The following is a 19,004-nucleotide window of genomic DNA, read 5'->3' as shown; positions in this document are numbered from 1 at the left end:
CTTACCGTCGCAACTTGGGCAGCGAGATTCGATGCGACAGAAACTTTGCCAGCAGCGCGTCCAGCGGTTCGCTGGTCCGCACCTGCACGTAGTCGATCGAAAGACGCCCACAGGCCCGTCGCGTGGAGGTCAAAAAGTCGTCCAACGCCTGTAGGTAGCCCTCGCGGAGCGCGCGAGGGTTGCAGTTCAACAGGTCGTCACTCTCCAGCGCTTCGAATCGCGTCGAACCGCTGAAGGGAAAATCGATCTCGTCATTGTGAAGCACGTGAAACAACGCGACGTCGTGACCGCGTGAACGCAGCACGCGCAGCCCTTCGACAAGCGAATCGACGCCCAGCAAGTCCGAGATAATGACGACCAGGCCACGTCGGGGGATCAACTGCCCGACCTGTTTGGCAACGCGGACAAATTCCGTTCGACCGTCTGCGCCGACGTCTTCCAACAACGAAAGGATCCGCGCCAGTTGCTGCTGGTTGCTCTTGGCGGGGACGCTGGCACCCACCTCGGTGTCGAAGGTGATCAAGCCGCAGGCGTCTTTTTGGCGAAGCGCCAGGTAAGCCAGCGAGGCCGCAATCGATGCGGAGAAGTCAAACTTGTTCGACTCGCCGTCACCGTACGCCATGCTCGCGCTGCGATCGACCAACAGCGTCAGCCGCAGATTGGTTTCTTCCTCGTACTGCTTGACGTGCAGCCGGTCCTGCCGGGCGTAGACCTTCCAGTCGATGTGACGGATCTCATCGCCCGGGTGGTACTGGCGGTGCTGCAGGAATTCGATCGACTGGCCGAAGTAGGGGCTGCGGTGCATTCCCGAAAGAAATCCTTCCACCACCCGCCTGGCCGTCAGCTCCAGCCGACGGATCCGCTGCGTGACTTCAGGACGCAAATATTTTTTGGAATCGGGCATCGCGTGAGAGCTCGTCTTCGGTCGTCGGGGTCGCCGCAACAATGCGATCGATCACGTTGTCGCTGCTGACGCCATCGCTTTCGGCCGCAAAATTGACCACCATGCGGTGACGGAGAACCGGCTTGGCAAGCTTTTGAATGTCCTCGATCGCGACATGGAATCGACCTTCCAGCAATGCCCGGGCTTTCCCACCCAGGATCAGAAACTGGACAGCACGGGGACCGGCGCCCCAACCAACCAGTTCGTCAACAAAGTCGGGCACGCCTTCGTCTCCGACGCGTGTTTGCCGCACCAGTGAGAGGGCATAGCGGACGACGTGGTCGCTGACCGGGACGCGTCGCACCAGGTCTTGCAGCTTGATGATCTCTTCGGCGTTGAGCACCGGTTGGACGTTGTGCACGTCAGTCCCGGTCGTCCGCCGCGCCACTTCGAACTCTTCGTCAAACGACGGGTATTGAACAAAGACCTTGAACATGAACCGGTCCTGCTGCGCCTCTGGCAGCGGGTAGGTGCCTTCTTGTTCAATGGGGTTTTGCGTTGCCAGCACGAAGAACGGGTTGGGCAATTCGTGCGGCGTGCGGCCCACGGTCACCTGCCGCTCCTGCATTGCTTCCAGCAAAGACGCCTGGGTCTTGGGCGGAGTCCGGTTGATTTCGTCGGCCAGGATGATGTTGGCGAACAGCGGACCCTTCATGAATCGAAAATCGCGGTGCCCGGTCGACCGGTCCTCTTCGATGATCTCAGTCCCGGTGACGTCGGCGGGCATCAGGTCGGGCGTGAACTGGATACGCGAAAACGCCAGATCCATCGTGCGGGCCAGCGTGCTGATCATCAGTGTCTTGGCCAAGCCGGGAACGCCCTCCAGCAGCACGTGGCCGCGGCTGAACAGTCCGATCATGATTTCGTCGATCACATCCTGTTGACCGACAATCACCTTTCCCAACTCGTCGCCGATCTGCTTCTTCGCCGCGTTCAGTCGACCCGCATCGGCCGCCGACAGTTCTCCGGCGTTGCGTTCGCCATTTTCCATTGTGTCCCTGGTCGCCTCGGCCGACATATAACTTCCATTGCACTAGATGAACGAATGATGCCACGGGGGATTTCCCCACACAGGATATCAGGGCCGCCACCGTGCGGATACCGGATTGCCGCGGGTGCCCCCCGCCCGGAAATTCACCCGGGAATCCGCCTGGTAACCCGAGCCAGATTCTCCGACGAGTCCGGATCGGCAAGGGCCGCCGGAGATCAGTTCAACCACCGTCGACGGCGTTCGGACCGCCGCAATCCGTTGGCTGGCCCAGATGGTACGCTTCCCATGGGGATTCAGGTCGCGTCAAAAAGACGCCCCACGATGGTCCCGTCATCAGGGCAGTGGCGGCAGATCCGCTTCGTCAAAGCCGCGGACCACCGCGCCGTCCTGACGGTAGTCCGCCGGTGTGCGCCGATGGTAAGCGGGAATGGAGGACCGTGGCATCGACCAGTAGACCGACCAACCGGGGCTCCTTTCGCTGGACCAAGTCAGCCGATCCGATTGCAGATCTGCCATGGTCGTCACCCGACTGTTGCCTTCCAGGTCGGAAATCAACAGCAGCGGATCGCTCAACGTCGGAGGCGTCACCACATACGCATTCTCCTCACCACGCCACGTCAGCAGTGACGAAGGCGACGCCAGCGTGTCGGTCCCGGCAATCTCCACATGCGGCTGGCCCTCATCGACCAGAAAGACGCACTGGTTGGCCTGGCGCTCGATGGGGACCGGGAACACGCCGCTGGGACCCAATCGCATGCGGATCAAACCGCCGGGGATCTCCGCGGTGACGTTGGAGAGCGCCAACTGCATCGGGCCACTGGTCATCGGCGGACGCACGCGAGCCCCGAAAGTCTCGATCAAACGACCGTTGATGGCCAGCAATCCGTTGTTCCAGACCAGCTGCAGTGCGACCGCGTAGTCCATTGAGATAAACGTTGCCTCACCACGGGCGATGCAGTCATCCAGCTGGATCGCGACCAAGGGCAGCGCCCGCTCATTGGGATTGAAGATGCGCCCCGGCAGCGTGTCGGATTCGGGAAGCGCTTCCGGGTCGGTCACGATTTGGAAGAAGACCACGCGATCATGGTTGGCTCGATTGACCAGCGTGAACGTGCAATTGCTGAATCGCACCAATCGGTTGTCGTTGACGACGAACATCGCGCCGCCGTCCACCTGGTCGCCGGTCAATTCCCATTGAAAGTCCAGATTCTCGAACCGGGCGCGGTTATTGCCGATGTTCAAAAGCTCGCTGCGGCCAATCGCCATCGGATCGGTGGACACCATCCGGACGCTGGTCCGTCCGACCGTCGAGACGAAGGACATGTTGTCCGAGGGAAGCGAGACCGGTCCGGTAACGATCTCGGCGGTCGCGAACTCAACACGCAACACGCCGAATCGCATCGCCAGGTCCAGCGCGTCGGGGAGCGTGGACGCCAGGATGGCACCGTCGGTATCTCGATCGACCTGATCGACTTGCTGGGCGAGTGCCAGCAGACTTTGTGGGACAATCCGAACGGCTTCGGGTGCCGGGAGGCCGCCCACCGGATCGGATTCCGGCGTGTCGACGGCGCTCCCGATGGACCCGATTGCGGTCTCGGCCGGGCCCCCGCCGGCGGCGTTGCTGCCGTCGCCGGACAGCTTTTCCGATGCTGGACCGACGGACGGGTTGATCTCACTCATGGCGGGTGATCGTCCGTCGCCGTCCTCGCTGTCGCGGTCCGCGATCGGAAGCGGTAGCTCGTCGACCAGCGGTGGAGGCTTGGCCGCTGAAGCGGCGATTCTCTCCGAGTCCGAACTTTGCATCGAACGCCGCTGCTCGGTCGGATCGCCGGCGAGTGAATCGGTGGAGGAAACTTCGGACTCACTACCCGAGGCTTCGTCGGTCGGTGATGCTGGCCCCTGGGCAGCATCCCCGCGGCTCGATGTCGAACCGCCCGATGCATTGCGGATCGCCGAACCGCCCGAGTCGTCGTCAAAACCGGTCGACGTGTCAGTCACCATGCCGCTGCGGCGTTCGACCGCAAAGGAATCGTTGATCGCCGTCGACTGCAGTTCCAGGTAGCCGGCGATCATCAACACCAGGAGCACGGCGATCATCCACGGCAGGTGCGTTTGCAACCGCTGCAGCCCTTCGTTGATCGGGGGCGGGGCAATCGCCGCGGTCGCCTTGGAACGTTTCAGCTGGAAGCGAAAGGCCAGTTCGTTCAGGTCGGCCAGTAAGTCGCTGGCGTTTTGGTAGCGGGCCTTGGGCTCCTTGGCCATCATGCGGTGCACGACCGCCACAAATTCGTCGGGAAGATCTTTTCGCAACGACTGGGGGTTGGGCAGCGGGGCGTTGCCGTGGCTGAGCAACTTTTGCAGCATCGTCCCGCCGTGATAGGGCGCCTCACCGGTCAACATGAAGTAGAAGGTGCAGCCGAGCGAGTACAGATCGCTGCGGACGTCGGCGTCACGAGGATCCAACGCCTGTTCGGGTGAGATGTAATCGAAGGTCCCCAAGGTCACGCCGCTGGCGGTCATGTCCTCGCTCAAATCCAGGTTGTCGCTTCGCGCCAATCCCATGTCGACCAATTTCACCGATCCGTCGTCGGCAATCAGGACATTCGATGGTTTGATGTCGCGGTGAACGATCCCCCGCTGCGACGCGTGATCGATCGCTTCGGCGACCTGCGCCGTGTAGAAAACGGCGTCGTCCAAGGTCAGCGGGCCCTGGGACTGAATCAGGTCACGCAGATTCGTTCCCTGGATGTATTCGAAGACGATGTAGTGCCAGTCGCCGTGGCTGCCGGCATCAAAGATCCGGGCGATCCGCGGGTGATCCAGCTTGGCCGCATTTTGCGCCTCGTTGCGAAACCTCCGCTGCAACTCCGGGTCATTTCCGACAAAGGGAATCACCTTGAGCGCGACGACGCGGTCCAGCTGCTGATCGTGGGCCCGAAAGACGGCTCCCATGCCGCCGCCGCCAATCATCTGATCCAGGAAGTATTGGTTCAGTGTCTGGCCGACCAAAACCTTCGCGACTTCAGCCGGGGTCCTGCCAACCGGCTTGGACTCCCTGCGGTTGGAGTCGCTGGTCTGTTTGATGACCGTCTGGGCCTCTTGCAGCCCCTCCTCCAGACCGTCAATCGCAAAGTCTCCTCCGTTGAGCTTTTGGCTGGACGCCGACTCACCATCTCCACCCGATCCAGCGCCGATTCGACGGTGGACGGTCTGATCCGTCGCAGAGGGGTCGTTGCTGTCCATCAAAGAAGAAGCCAGAAAAGAGCGTGTCCGATCCGCGGCGCCAAACCCTGCGCCGCCGTCACCGTTCCGTTCATGCGACAAAGCGAGACACCCAACCAATGGTAGTCGTCTGGAAATGACCGGTCAACGAATCTGGTCGGTTGCCGGCCCCTCCGACCGTCGGTTGTGAGGCGTATATCGGTTGCCACGTTGACCGTCGTCGCCGCCAGTCGCACCCGTCGCTGCAGTCTCCAGAACGCCAAATGCTTCATTCCGTCGGTCCTTGCCGCACGTTGGCGGATCGAACTCCGTTTCACCACCGGGACGACACGTGGTTCGAATCGTTCCGACTGGTCTTGCCGAGCAAATCAATTTGACGGCAGCGCGAAGGCGTAGAAGGCGTCCCCGGCGCGGGTCCCCAGCTTCCCGGCCCCCCCGGCCGCGACGATGACAAACTGCTTCCCCGCCGTCTGATAGGTCGCCGGCGTGGCGTAGGCTCCCGCGTCCAATTGGACTTCCCACAACTTCTGGCCGGTCTGCTTGTCGAACGCGCGAAATCGCTCGTCCTTGGTCGCGCCGATGAATACCAGGCCGCCCGCGGTGACGATCGACCCGCCAAAGTTTTCCGTCCCGGTGGGTGGAATACCCCGCGCGGTCAGTTCGGGGTATTCGCCCAGCGTCGAGCGCCAGCGAAACTGCCCCGAGTTCAAGTCAATCGCGTTGAGTTGTCCCCAGGGCGGTTGGATGGCGGGATAGCCTTCCGAGTCACGCAATTGCGTGTACCCCAGATGTTGGTACCGGTAGCGACTGTCCGGTGGTGCCTCCTTCAGTTGGACGACGTTGGGGAGGTTTGTCGAATTGACGTAAAGCGTGGACGTGGTCGGATCAAAGGATGCGCCCGACCAGTTGGCTCCGCCGTGATAGCCCGGGATCACGACCGTCCCCTGCAGGCTGGGCGGATTGAAAGCCGGACCACTGCGAAGCTTCGTCAATTGGTCCAACACGCTCTGGCGATTTGCCGGGCCAATGTTTGTCACGTTCGTTTCGTCAAAGGACTGGGCAGCAAACGGCGGCGGCAAGGTCGGAACGGGTTGCGTCTTGGCAGCGACTTCTCCAGGCACATCTGAAGCGGGAACGGAAACCTCGCGAATCGGAAACAGCGGCTCACCCGTTTCGCGATCGAGCACGTAAACGAAACCTGTTTTGGTGACCTGCGCAACGGCGGCCACCACACGTTCCCCGCGTGTCACGGTGACAAGCGTCGGGTAGACCGGCAAGTCGTGGTCCCATAAGTCGTGCCGCAGCGTTTGAAAATGCCAACGTCGGCGTCCCGTCGATGCGTCCAGCGCCAGCACGCAATTCGCAAACAAGTTGTCTCCCTGACGATCGCCTCCATAAAAGTCAAACGCCGCCGAACCCAAGGCGACAAAAACCAGGCCCCGATCGGTGTCAACGCTGGCTCCCCCCCAGGCGTTGGCGCCGCCCCGATTCTTCCAGCCATCGTTGCGCCATGTGTCGTTCCCGAATTCGCCCGGCCGCGGCACGGTGTGGAACCGCCATGCCTGCTTGCCGGTGCGGACGTCGAAGGCGCGGATGTCACCGGGCGCCGCCAAACCCGGGCCTTCACCGTTGGAGACTCCCAAGACGACGACGTCTCCGACGACCGCTGGGGCGGAGGTGGGTCCATAGGGAAGTTTCGAAATGTCCCGCTCCAAGTCCTCTCTCAGGTCCTTGATGCCCTCGGCTCCAAATGCGGCGTCCAGTTGTCCCGAACGCGCGTCGATCGAAAACAGTCGGCCATCCGACGTTCCGTGCAGGATGCGTCGTTCGCCGTCCGGCATGCCATCGGACCAAAAGGCGACTCCGCGGTTGACGCCGCCGGAGGCCAGGGGGCCGGCCAGCGGACCATGGTCGGCAGGATCAAACCGCCACTTCACTTGACCGGTCGCTCCGTCAAGTGCGACGACACGTCGATTCGCAGTGCTGACATAGACGACGCCGTCGACGATCACCGGGGTGCACTCAATGATGCGTCCGCGGCCATCGATCAACTCACCCGTGCGATACGTCCAGGCAATCTCCAACTGATCGACGTTGGATTGATTGATCTGCGTCAACGTGGAATAGCGTCGGCATCCACGATCGCCGCCGACGCACACCCAATCTTCCGCCGTCTGCCCGGCGGCGGGGCGATCGAGAATCAGCAGCCCCGAAAAAAGTCCGCTGACTACCAAGAGTGTTCTGAGCGTTGCGATACGCATACGTTCGATCCTGACCAGTTCGCGTTGTCGGATTTCCTCGCACTGTCGTCTTGCCGCCGCATTGTAACCCCGTCGCAGCCGTCGTGATCGTGGCGGAAAGCCACGCTCTGGCGAGCGTAGCTACTCGTTTCCAGACAGTGCCTACATGGCGCCACTCTGGGTGAGCCGCGTGGCGTCAGCCGCGGGTTTTCTCGCTTCAACCGGCGGCTAACGCCGCGCCGCTCATTACTCCGCAAATCACGGTACTTTCGGATTGAAAGCCGACGCTTTCACGCTTGCGCTGCAAGCGATTGCATCGCAGCGCAAGCGTTTGCAGTTTTGGGCACCGGATTCACCCGAAGAACCGGTGCTAGACGGGGGAAATACGCCTTGCCGGCAACGAATCACGCTTTGGCATGGGCGGTGCGTTGAAGTCAAACCAATAAGATCATCGAGGACTGATCCTAAGGCGGATTTGGTCAGGCCCATTCAGATCGGATTCTTCGACCGTCGTGAAAAGCGACCAGATGATCTTGCCGATCTAAAAAGAGGTGTCGAAATGTCACGCAGACTTCGTCATTTGATGGTTGCCGCAACATTGATCACGGTTGTTTCGGGTGCGAGTGTCGCACAGGCCTCCCACATCCGCAGTACCGTGAACCGCCGACAACACCCAGGACATTGCCTGTTCAAACGAGACGACTCCCACCATCGCCATGCCACCGTGATTCGTGTGGATGACCGCAACACCAACGCCCGCGTGGTGCGAACCGTTCGTGTCAACGGATAAACCGCGTTTCCTTTCCCGTTCGCTCCGTGCGACGCGTCTGCTTCATCCGCGTCGCCAAATTCGTCCCCGCGGTTGTGCGACAGGTGGGTTCGTCACCAGTCACATCTCCGCGGGGACTTTCTGATTCTGATTGAAGCGAGATGCCGGCGACCGCCGGCGATTGTCCGTACCTGAGAAACGATCATGAAAACACGATCACTTGCATTGTCGTTGACGACAGCCCTGTTGTCGGGATCGGCCTACGACGCGCTCCATCCGCATGGAGAACACACCAACAACCAATCCAACACCAACCTCACTGCGGAGATCCAAGTTTCCCAGGATGACGAGGAAAAGCGACGCGCTGTGCTTGAGGCCCGACGAAGCATCGGGTTCCAACTGCGTGGCGAACAGGGATAATCTGGCAAGTTCCATCCGGCGTTGCTGGACCTTGCCTGATTTCAGTCGCTTAGCGATGACAGCCCTCTTCCGTCGGCGCAAGCCGACGGATATGGCGGAAAGCCACGCTCTGGCGAGCGTAGCTACACTTTTTTAGACAAAGTCGAGTGGCTCAACTTGCTTGCTTTTGTGGGTCAATTCCGCAGAAGTCCAGCTAGCGATAAGTGCATGCGTTCTCTGATTCACCCTCCCGCAAGCGGAGGGTGAAGTGACCGAACACGACGTGGCTGGACACAAACTCAAAATGGAAGAACCCCTAGTGCAGGCTGTAGCGGCCCATCTTGTAATGCAGCGTTCGGACGCTGATACCAAGCCGCTTGGCGGTTCGTTCGCGATGATGATTGCACTGAGCAAGCGCTGCGGTGATCGTGGCCCGCTCGCATTCAGCCACGGCATCGGCCAAGGAGTCCGGCAGAGAGCGTGACTCGGACGGCTGGAATCGCGAACGCAATTGTCGGTTCTCTTCGTGAAGCCGCCAACGATCGCGGATCAGGTGAACCTTTTGCCGAACCAACGGCCACGGGATTTGATCGGACAGGCAATCCAAAGCTCCCGCCTCAATCGCAGCTGCCGCGGACGGGCAAGCAGGGTCGGAAAGCAGGCAAAGAATCGAGGCGTTGGGATGCAGCATCCTGATTCGTTGCACCATGGCTCGAACGGCAGGCGGATCCAGACAGTCGATGTTCGCCAGGACCATCTGCCAGGCCTGTTCGCCTGGTCGGTCCGAGACAGGGTTGATGTCAATCGCCGATTCGACGACGTCGGCATCTGATTGCAAGCCATGGGCCAGGGCAGAACGCATTGACGACGTGCCACCGACAATCAGTATCCGAAAAGATGCGTCTTTCACGTCAGGTATTCCGCAGACACGAGTGGTGGAAACTCTGTTGCATCGGCCAGGCTCGGATGTTGATGGGCAAAGTCTCACGGGTTGAGAATGGACGGATCCGCCGGGTCGTTTGAATGCCGCTTTCGCATGTGTGTGTGAGCACGAGCAAAAACATTCAGCGGTCGACGAATCGATCGGTCGTTGCTCGACAGGGCAAGCTGTGTGCCAGAACAATGCCGCCGACAGCCTCGGGCACGCCGGATGTGGTGACGGCAATGACGACCGCTAAGGACGCGCCTCGGTCGGTTTCCGTTGTCCAGACGCTGCGAAACTGCGTTCAGCGGAAGCCCAGGCAGACTTCCTTCAATGGTTCGTGCCGCCCAATCCTTGCGATCGAACTTTGCCCCAAAACCTTTGCAAATTGATTGATGGACCTGTCCCCGGAGCTCGAATCCTGCAACTGCGTGCATCAGGCATGCATCTTTTTGCAGGGCCTGCGATTCGAGGGTAGGTCGCGTCGTTTTCCTGCACGTCGCTTGGCAAGGAGTGTGTCGCGGCAGCGAGGGAGGATTGCCCGTTTCTCGCTGACGGCGTGTTGCTGTCGCCGCTCCGAGGCTGGTGGTGTTCTGGGCCGTCGTATCCATCGACTTGCGCCGACGGCAGGGAGCTGTCGTCGCTTTTCGGAGCCATGCCGTTTTACTTCACTCTTCTAACGCCAACGCAACATGGTTGCTCCGCTTCCGCGGCAAGGCGATTCGGTGTCGCCGAATTGCCTGGGGCGGTGCCTGGAAGCCCTCTGGGCGGACAGATCCGCACGGGGCGCGCGGTAAGCGTACCGAAGCCTCCGACGGCAACCCGGGTCCGCAGCTTGTTTGGATGGTTTTTTGTTGGAAACAGCTGCCAGTTGTCTGTGCAACAAGTTGCGTGAAAGCTGCAGAAACTTGCACGTCCAGGGGCGTTTGGACCTCCGTTGGAGTCACGAAAACAACGGATTGCACCGGTATTTCCCATCAGATTCCCGCTGCGGGGCGCAAATGGGGCGGATCGGCCCTGATCGACTCGCGAAGGCCGGGGACGTTGGTATGAGCGTTGCTAAATCGGCACCGCACGCGCGAAGCGTGAAGAATCGTCTCGGAATGCCGCACGGATTTTCTTCACGACCGCGGATTGCCACGCTTCAGATCCGCGCTGCTGGCGTCGGCTTCATTCTCTCCACCCAGTCGGTAGGATCGCCTATCGACCATCGTCTCAGGACTCCCGAATGCACGACGCTTCCGTTGTGATCCCGGCAAACGAAAGCGCCGATTCTCGATTGGGCACATCGATTCAGCCGGAGAGTCTGGCTCGAGCCATCGAGCACGCGATTGAGTACCTGCCGACGCAGGGCCCGATTTCGATCTTCGTTCACCACAACACGCTGCATTCGTTTGAACACCTGCCTTTCGACCAAGCCGTGATCGAGGGCGGACGTCGATACGGTTGCGAACCGTATTTGTCGGAGTCGCGTTACCGGGATGAACTTCACCGCGGTCGGATTTCGATTGATGATCTGCGTCAGGTGTTGATGGACGACTTGGGTGATCATGCTGACGACTTGGTGGCCAGCTTTGGGACCCGGTACACGCTCCGCCTGGCCATGCTGCAGGTCACGATCGATGCGGTGCCCGATGCCGAATTGCGGTGGCTGATCGCCGAAACCGATCTTCTGCGAAAATTCCGCGAAGAAGTGTCGCCGCAGCGGCGAGAGCAGATGATCACTCAGACGCGAAATTGGGTCGCGCGTCACGTTGCCGGGTCCGCGCGGTCGGCCGACAGCACCGCCGCGTCGTCGCTTCCCGAATCGGTCTTGGGAGTGATGTCGGATTTCGGGAGCGGTGACATTCAGCACTGGTCCGAGCGGCGATGGGAAGAATTGACGTTGCGATTGTTGTGGCAGGCATGTCGCGACGGCATCCAGCAGGCTCAGGTCCCGTCTCCGACGGCCTCGACCCCGCTGACCCTGCATCAGAAGATCTCGCGAGTCACCGGCGAAGACACCGCCAGGGTGGTCAACGACGTCCTGATTCGATTCGTTGGCGTCTTCCTCGATCAGGGATTTGCGGACTGGGAACTTCCGGACCGCGACCTAGGATTTGCAACATCATTTGCGAAACTGTATTTGGAGAAACTGGTCGTCACTCCGGCATGGATGGAGGGCATCAAACGCGAACTGCGGGCGATCGTTGAGGGGCCCTTCGATCCGATGCTTTCGATTGCCGATTCACTGGCGCGGATGGGCATCGAATTCGACGAATTCGATGAAGAGATCTGCGAGGCCGCGCTGGCGTTGCGAGGCTGGGCGGGAATGATTTGGCAGATGGAAACGGCGACACCTTTCCTGCCCAAGCCGATTCCCGACGGTTCCTTCTTTGAATACTTGGCGATCCGTTTGCTTTTGCAGCGGTATGCCATTTCCGATGTCGGTCGCCGTCATTTCGGTACTTCGGATTTGGCGCAGATTCGCAGTCGTGTCGATTCGGCGACGGAGGCTCGCCATCAACCGTCGATTGATGAGCGGACGCATGCCATCTTTCAGGTCGCGCAGATTGGCGGTTGGACTCCACAACAGTTGTTCGACATGACCAGTCACCAGTGGACGTGTCTGGTGAACGAGTTCCAGTCGTTTTCTTCCTTGGAACGACGGCGGATCTTGCACACGGCCTATGAGCGTCATTACATGGTGCAGACGTTGGACGCCCTGGCGGTGCACGCCCGACGCCGGAGAGAATTGCCGAGAAGCCCGGAAACCAAGCCGTCATTCTTGGCGGTGTTTTGCATCGATGACCGGGAAGAATCCTTTCGTCGGCATCTGGAGGAAGTCGATCCGCGTTGCGAAACGGCGTCAGCCGCGGGCTTCTTTGCCGTTGCGATGTATTATCGCGGAGCCGATCAAGCACACTACCGCCCGTTGTGTCCGGCCATCATCCAGCCCAATCACTACGTGCAAGAGGAGCCGCTGTTTTCCACCATCGAAGCGAGTAAACGGCGGGCCAATCGACGACGCCAACTGGGCCAGATGAAGCACCGGGTCCACGCAAACTCGCGATCCCTGATTGGCGGGATGTTCACGGCGGTGTTTGGGGCGTTGGCGACGATTCCAATGGTCACGCGGATCCTGGCCCCGCGGTTAACCGCCAAGATGCGTGAATCACTGGGAACCTTCATGCGTCCGCCGGCAACCGAGTTGCACTTGGAACGCGAAGCCGAGGAACCGGGATCGGATCCCGAGTCGCTCGGCTACAGCCTGGACGAGATGGCGGCGATCGTGGTGCGCATCCTGCAGGACATCGGACACGTCAAGAATCTGCCTCGGATCGTCGTCTTTTTCGGTCACGGCAGCAGCAGTCTGAACAATCCGCATGAATCCGCTTACAACTGCGGTGCTTGCAGCGGTGGCCGTGGCGGGCCCAACGCCCGGGCGTTCGCGATGATGGCCAATGATCCTCGGGTCCGCGAGCTGGTTGCAAAGCGGGGCATCGAACTTCCCTCTGAGGTTCGGTTCGTGGGCGCCTTCCACAACACCTGTGACGACAGTGTTGAGTACTACGATTTGGACTTGTTGCCGCGTTCACACCGAGGACTGTTTCGCGAGATCGAGAAGAGCGTGGATCAGACACGTGCGAGGGACGCGCACGAGCGTGCCAGACGATTCGAATCGGCGCCACTGGATATGACACCGCGTGAGGCGCTCGAGCACGTTGAGGAGCGTTCCCAGGATCTCTCTCAGGCACGTCCGGAGTACAATCACGCCACCAATGCTCTGGTGACGGTCGGTCGTCGCCACTGGACGCGGGGGCTGTTCATGGACCGTCGCGTTTTTCTGACGGAGTACGATCCGGCCGTCGACGATGAGGACGTCAACGTGCTGACGCGGATCCTTTCGGCCGCCATCCCCGTGTGTGCCGGCATCAGTCTGGAGTATTACTTCTCGTCGATCGACGTCGAAGGCTACGGATGCGGATCGAAGTTGCCCCACAACGTCGCTTCGATGGTCGGGGTGATGACGGGAGCCGCCAGTGACCTGCGACCGGGGCTTTCCCAGCAGATGATCGAGATTCACGAACCGATGCGGATCTTGTTCGTCATTGAGACCACGCCCGAAAAGATGGCTCGGATCATTGAAAAGAACGAAGGCATTGCGCGGTTGGTCGAGGGTCACTGGGTTTCGGTTGCCCTGATCGATCCGGAAACGTCCTCGATCATGCGATACGTCGACAGACAATTTGAACCTTACACGCCGTCGTCCAACGATCTGCCGCAAGTCGAATCCTCCATCGACTGGTACCGAGGAACCCGCACCAATCTGGGTTTTGCCTCGATCGTCGACCGCGCCCCACCCGCAGGATGACGCGGGGGGATCGGCCCATTGACCTTTTGCACCTCGGCCGGGTCGCACCGAATTACCAACATGTGACGCGATGAATGTGATTGACAGTGAAATGCCGTTTCAGGTCTTGGGAACCGCCGTGGTGGCCAGCCCGATGATCTTGCTTGCCGTCCTGGGAGTCTCCGCCCTGGTCGGCAAACCGCTCACGGAGTCTCTGATCTCTCGGATGACTCAGGTCGCGGTCGCTGTTGCGCTGGCCTCCGCTCTGACACTGGTCGGGTTGATGTTGGTGGTCGGTCGCAGCTATGTCCCCGTGGAATGGGGCGATTGGGTCACGATCCCCGAACATCATTTTCACTTTCACTTGAAGTTCGTGTTCGACGCGTTGAGCATCCCGTTTGTGTTGCTTTCGTGCGTTCTGTGCGGCATCGTGGGGGCGTTCACGCAACGGTACCTGCACCGAGAAGAGGGTTATGGGCGGTTCTTTCTGTACTACGCCATTTTCTTTTCGGGCATGGTGACGTCATCGCTGGCCGGCACCATCGAAACGCTGTTCGTCGGCTGGGAGATGGTCGGGCTTTCCTCGGCGTTATTGGTCGCCTATTTCTTGGAACGGGAGAACCCCGTCCGCAACGGGCAACGCGTGTGGTCGGTGTATCGCTTGGCCGACGCGGCATTCCTGATCGCGGCGATCACGATGCATCACATGACCGGACGGGGCGATTTTGGGGGGCTGCTCAGTACCGGCGTTTGGCCGTACGGCACGGCGACGATCACCTCGACTCAAGCATTATTGGTCGGCAGTCTGTTGCTGGTCGCTGCGGCCGGGAAATCAGCTCTGTTCCCCTTTTCCGGCTGGCTGCCGCGTGCGATGGAGGGGCCGACCCCTTCGAGTGCCATTTTCTATGGGGCGTTGTCGGTCCACCTGGGAGCGTTTCTGTTGCTGCGAGTCAGCCCGATCATCCAAGCTTCGTTGCTACTGCAGTTGATGGTGATCGCATTGGGGACGGTCACCGCGATCAGCGGCTCGCTAATGTCTCGCGTGCAAAGCGACATCAAGGCTTCGCTGGCCTACGCCTCGCTGACGCAGGTGGGGCTGATCGTGATCGAGATCGGATTGGGCCTGCACTATTTGGCGCTCATCCACATCGTCGGCCACGCCTGCCTTCGGACCATGCAGTTGCTTCGTGCCCCGACGCTGTTGCGTGACTACGACGAATTGGAGAATGCCATGGGGTCACGTCTGCCACGCGAAGCATGGGCAGGTGCTCGGAATCTGCCGGTCGATGTTCAACGCTGGTGTTATCGCTTCGGCTTCGACCGTGGCTTCATGGACACGGCGCTGGACCGCTGGATTGTTGCGCCGTTCCAGGATTTTTTCTCTTGGTTTGATCGCGTCGAACATCGAGTGACCGACGTGATCAGCCGGGAGTCCTCGCGAGAATCTGAGCAGGCAAAGCTGCACCCGGAAGAATTGGAGAAGGCTGCCTGATGTCTGATTTGTATGTCGCTGCCGGGACGCGGACGCAACCGGCCATTTCCTCCATGGTGACCGTTTGATGTCCGAGCTTCATTTTCCCTGGATCCAAGTCTCCATCCTGGTACCGCTGCTGGGTGCCCTGTGGATCCAATTCATGGGGAAACGAGACAACGTGTTGGCAATCGCCGCAGCGGTTTGTGGTCTGACGTTGTTGTTGACCCTGGGAGAATTGATCGACTTCACGTTGATCGGTTCGTTCGAAGCTCATGATCATTGGCCGTTTTTTGATTGGCTTTTTGACCGCGACGTGTTTGTGGTGGATGAGCTGAGCGCGTTTCAATTGCCGCTGGCCGCATTGATCTTTCTGGTCACCATCACGTCGACCCTGCGGACCAAGTCCCCGCGTTTTCCGGTGGAACTGGCATTGGTGTCTGAGACGTTGGTGCTGGCCACCTTTAGCTGCCGGCCGTCGTGGACCCTGATCTTGTTGTTGATCGGATCGGCAATTCCGCCTTGGATCGAACTGCGTCAACGCCAGCGGTGCACACGGATTTACACTCTGCACATGGGATTGTTCGCGGTCCTGCTGGTGATCGGTTGGGGCTGGTTGTCACTGATCGAACCGGCGTCGCCGACGGCGCTAATTCCGGGGGCTTTGATCACGGTGGCGGCATTGCTACGCAGCGGTGTCTTTCCGTTGCATCTGTGGATCACCGATCTTTTTGAGAAGGGAACCTTCGGAACGGCAATTCTCTACACCACCCCGCTCGTCGGCGCCTACGCGGTGATGCGTCTGGTGCTGCCGATCGCCCCCACGTGGGCGTTGCAGAGCATTGCCGTGCTGTCACTGGTGACGGCGGTTTACGCCGCAGGCATGGCGTCGATCCAGCGGGAGGCGCGCCGCATGTTCTGCTACTTGCTGCTCAGTCAGTCGTCGCTGGTGTTGGTTGGCTTGGAATTGGTCACGCCGATCGGTTTGACCGGCGCCCTGTGCGTGTGGCTTTCGGTGGGCCTTTCGATGACCGGGTTTGCGATCGTCCTGCGATCAATCGAATCACGCATCTCTCGAATCTCGCTGGTCGACTTTCACGGGCTGTACCGACAGATGCCCATGCTGGCGGGTTTCTTTCTGCTGACGGGGCTGGCGGCCATCGGCTTTCCGGCAACCATCGGTTTCGTGGGGATGGAACTGTTGATCGAGGGAGCGGTTGAGGTGTACCCGCTGGTGGGAACGATGGTCGTGATTGCGGCGGCGCTGAGTGGGATCACGGTGCTTTCAGCCTTCTTTCGGATTTTCACCGGTCGCGAGAATCGAACCCGTGTTCCGATGCACGCCCGTCCCGCCGAACGATTCGCCGTGATGGTTCTTAGCGTCGTCATCTTGCTGGGCGGATTGTTTCCGCAGCCAGGAGTCAAGAACCGATACCACGCCGCCCAAGCGCTGTCGGAGCAGCGAAACGAAGACCTTGCTTTGCGTTCTGCGGCGGACGTCACGGTCGTCCGGAAAGACACGTCAAGTCGCCCTTCGATGGAAACGCCGGCGACGGGATCCTTGACCCCATGAACCACTTTCAAATCTGAACAAACGGACGATTACGGCCAAGACGCGAAAGCCGTCCGGCCTTCATCCTCAACACTTTACCCATGGAATCTTCTATGAATTCGTCGACTCCGGCTGAGCTGGAAAAGCCTCGCGGGAATCTCGCGGGGTTTACCAAGTACTTCAAGTACGACTTTGTCTCCGGCTTGCTCGTCTTTCTAATCGCCCTGCCCCTGTGTCTGGGCATCTCGATCGCCAGCGGCTATCCGCCGATCGCGGGGATTTTCACCGCGATCATCGGTTCGGTGGTTGCCACGATCATCAGTGATTCAGAACTGACAATTAAGGGTCCGGCGGCTGGTTTGATCGTGATCGCCATCGGCTGCATCAGCGACTTCGGTGGCGACGGCATGGTCGGGGATTGGACCAGTATTGATACGGCGGCCTACCGCGCGGCCCTTGCCGTCGGAGTCGCGGCGGCGGTCCTGCAGATCTTGTTCGGGATGTTTCGTGCGGGCATTCTGGGCGAGTTTTTTCCGATCTCGGCCGTCCATGGGATGCTGGCGGCAATCGGTGTGATCATCATCGCCAAACAGATCCCGGTGGCGTTGGGAGTGAGCGCCTCGGGCGAACCCCTGGATTTGCTCCAACGCATCCCCGAATTCCTTGCCGCGGCGAATCCGGCGATCGCCGCGATCGGGCTGATCAGCGTCCTGATCATGTTCGCCTGGCCACTGGCCGGCAAAAAATTTCCGATACTCAAGAAGCTTCCATCGCCGCTGATCGTCCTGCTGGTCGCCATCCCGCTGGGGATGGGGTTCGATCTGATGCACAAGCATTCTTACACGCTTCAGAACCATGAGTATCAGCTTGACGAAACCTATTTGGTGGACATGCCTGACCGTGTCTTCGGAATGTTCGACTCGTTGACGGCCCCTGATTTCGCCGCGCTGCAGCAGCCAGTTGCCTGGAAATGGGTGTTTATGTTTTTCATTATCGGTAGCTTGGAATCGCTACTGAGTGCCAAGGCGGTCGACATCATTGACCCTTGGAAGCGGAAAAGCAGCATGGATCGCGACATGGTGGCGGTCGGTGCCGGCAACCTCTGTTGCGCGTTGGTTGGCGGACTTCCCATGATTTCGGAGATCGTGCGGAGTAAAGCGAACATCGATAATGGTGCGCGCACGCGTTTCGCCGATTTCTGGCACGGAATGTTTCTTCTGGTCTGTGTGGCGTTCATTCCGATGGTGCTGCACCGGATTCCGATGGCCGCTCTGGCGGCGATGCTGATCTACACCGGATTTCGCCTTGCCCACCCCAGCGAGTTCATGAACGTGTGGAAGATCGGGCGCGAACAGTTCGTGATTTTTGTGGTCACATTGGTTGCCGTGCTGGCGACAGATTTGCTAATCGGGATTGCCATCGGGATTGCCACGAAGGTCGCCATTCACCTGGCAAATGGAGTCCCCCTTCGGTCCCTGTTCAAGCCTGATATCGAGATCAGCGACGACGACGGGGAAACCGTGTCGATCCGGGCGTTCAAATCTGCCGTCTTCAGCAACTGGATTCCGATTCGCCGACAGATCGAGCGCGTCGGGTTGCTGGAACGCAAGAATGTCCGATTTGACCTGTCGGAAACGCATCTGGTCGATCACAGCGTGATGGACAAACTGCACGAGATGGAATCCGACTTCGCCCAACAGGGGTTGAATTTTGAGGTCGTCGGCCTGGATGCCCACCAGCCATTCGCCGCTCACGCCCAGTCTGCTCGCCGCAAAGGAATTTGCACGGTCAAACGGTTGACGATCGTCACCGATCCCGACTTGGAGCAAACCGTGGAACGCGAATTGGTCCGTTTGGGCGCCAGCGGATTCACGTCGATTCCGTGTTACGGCAGCGGACGGAGCAACCTGCCGACCGGTGTTGTCGAACCGCTTTCCCAGGTCCGGATCGAGATCCTGGCTCCCAAGGACGCGTGCGAACGCATGATGGAATACCTGCGACGCGAGCTGCAGCCAAATCATCGGCTGACGTTCTATGCGGACACCGTGCAAGTTTCCGGGTTGGAACCATTCGTCGGCACCAACGAGGAACCGTTGGACGAGACGAGTAAGCTTTCGAATGAGAACCTCCAGGCGGTCAACGGTTGACCGACGTTCTCCAGG

The 19,004-nt window shown here is 59.9% G+C and carries 10 protein-coding genes and 1 pseudogene; 6 read left to right on the top strand and 5 right to left on the bottom strand.

Going from position 1 to position 19,004, the window contains the following annotated elements:
- Window position 1: 1 nt before the first annotated feature.
- From FYK55_RS04120 to FYK55_RS04105, 4 genes are all read right to left on the bottom strand, one after another.
- Window positions 2-883, bottom strand: coding sequence for a DUF58 domain-containing protein (locus FYK55_RS04120; RefSeq protein ID WP_150075339.1), 882 nt, complete (start codon window positions 881-883; stop codon window positions 2-4).
- Window positions 873-1,934 (bottom strand): AAA family ATPase, encoded by a 1,062-nt coding sequence (locus FYK55_RS04115; protein ID WP_235908403.1) that lies wholly within the window; start codon window positions 1,932-1,934, stop codon window positions 873-875. Before FYK55_RS04115 ends, FYK55_RS04120 begins: the two co-directional genes overlap by 11 nt.
- Before the next feature lie 333 nt (window positions 1,935-2,267).
- Window positions 2,268-5,177 carry a serine/threonine-protein kinase gene (locus tag FYK55_RS04110; protein WP_150075097.1) on the bottom strand — a complete coding sequence of 970 codons (2,910 nt, stop codon included), beginning with the start codon at window positions 5,175-5,177 and terminating at the stop codon, window positions 2,268-2,270.
- Between the two features lie 347 nt (window positions 5,178-5,524).
- The gene (locus FYK55_RS04105; protein WP_150075096.1) at window positions 5,525-7,417 is read right to left on the bottom strand and encodes a pyrroloquinoline quinone-dependent dehydrogenase; all 1,893 of its coding nucleotides are present in this window, start codon (window positions 7,415-7,417) and stop codon (window positions 5,525-5,527) included.
- Window positions 7,418-7,955: 538 nt separating this feature from the next.
- Between FYK55_RS04105 and FYK55_RS04100 the strand changes: the two genes are divergently transcribed.
- Entirely contained in the window at window positions 7,956-8,186 is a 231-nt protein-coding gene (locus FYK55_RS04100; protein ID WP_150075095.1) for a hypothetical protein, read from the top strand.
- Window positions 8,187-8,369: 183 nt separating this feature from the next.
- Window positions 8,370-8,585, top strand: coding sequence for a hypothetical protein (locus FYK55_RS04095; RefSeq protein WP_150075094.1), 216 nt, complete (start codon window positions 8,370-8,372; stop codon window positions 8,583-8,585).
- 295 nt (window positions 8,586-8,880) lie between these two features.
- Here FYK55_RS04095 and FYK55_RS30070 read toward each other — a convergent pair.
- Window positions 8,881-9,045, bottom strand: a pseudogene (locus FYK55_RS30070) (helix-turn-helix domain-containing protein); the annotation flags it as partial.
- Between the two features lie 1,669 nt (window positions 9,046-10,714).
- Here FYK55_RS30070 and FYK55_RS04085 point away from each other — a divergent pair.
- The 4 genes from FYK55_RS04085 (at window position 10,715) to FYK55_RS04070 (ending at window position 18,989) form a co-directional block, all read left to right on the top strand.
- On the top strand, window positions 10,715-13,840 hold the full coding sequence (locus tag FYK55_RS04085) for a DUF2309 domain-containing protein (RefSeq protein WP_150075093.1): 3,126 nt from the start codon (window positions 10,715-10,717) through the stop codon (window positions 13,838-13,840).
- 70 nt (window positions 13,841-13,910) lie between these two features.
- On the top strand, window positions 13,911-15,311 hold the full coding sequence (locus tag FYK55_RS04080; protein WP_150075092.1) for a proton-conducting transporter transmembrane domain-containing protein: 1,401 nt from the start codon (window positions 13,911-13,913) through the stop codon (window positions 15,309-15,311).
- 67 nt (window positions 15,312-15,378) lie between these two features.
- Window positions 15,379-16,863 (top strand): proton-conducting transporter transmembrane domain-containing protein, encoded by a 1,485-nt coding sequence (locus FYK55_RS04075; RefSeq protein ID WP_150075091.1) that lies wholly within the window; start codon window positions 15,379-15,381, stop codon window positions 16,861-16,863.
- Between the two features lie 92 nt (window positions 16,864-16,955).
- Window positions 16,956-18,989, top strand: a complete 2,034-nt coding sequence (locus FYK55_RS04070; protein WP_150075090.1) for a SulP family inorganic anion transporter — start codon at window positions 16,956-16,958, stop codon at window positions 18,987-18,989.
- Window positions 18,990-19,004: the final 15 nt, after the last annotated feature.

Source organism: Roseiconus nitratireducens (assembly GCF_008629675.1).
GTDB lineage: Bacteria > Planctomycetota > Planctomycetia > Pirellulales > Pirellulaceae > Stieleria > Stieleria nitratireducens.
Note: the sequence above shows the minus strand (reverse complement) of the source record. Positions and strands in the feature narration are given on the sequence as shown.

Bases quoted from the DNA above. Each gene is read 5' to 3' on its own strand.
- FYK55_RS04115 (WP_235908403.1), bottom strand. From the start codon at position 1,934: ATGGAAAATGGCGAACGCAACGCCGGAGAACTGTCGGCGGCCGATGCG.
- FYK55_RS04110 (WP_150075097.1), bottom strand. From the start codon at position 5,177: ATGGACAGCAACGACCCCTCTGCGACGGATCAGACCGTCCACCGTCGA.
- FYK55_RS04105 (WP_150075096.1), bottom strand. From the start codon at position 7,417: ATGCGTATCGCAACGCTCAGAACACTCTTGGTAGTCAGCGGACTTTTT.
- FYK55_RS04100 (WP_150075095.1), top strand. From the start codon at position 7,956: ATGTCACGCAGACTTCGTCATTTGATGGTTGCCGCAACATTGATCACG.
- FYK55_RS04095 (WP_150075094.1), top strand. From the start codon at position 8,370: ATGAAAACACGATCACTTGCATTGTCGTTGACGACAGCCCTGTTGTCG.
- FYK55_RS04085 (WP_150075093.1), top strand. From the start codon at position 10,715: ATGCACGACGCTTCCGTTGTGATCCCGGCAAACGAAAGCGCCGATTCT.
- FYK55_RS04080 (WP_150075092.1), top strand. From the start codon at position 13,911: ATGAATGTGATTGACAGTGAAATGCCGTTTCAGGTCTTGGGAACCGCC.
- FYK55_RS04075 (WP_150075091.1), top strand. From the start codon at position 15,379: ATGTCCGAGCTTCATTTTCCCTGGATCCAAGTCTCCATCCTGGTACCG.
- FYK55_RS04070 (WP_150075090.1), top strand. From the start codon at position 16,956: ATGAATTCGTCGACTCCGGCTGAGCTGGAAAAGCCTCGCGGGAATCTC.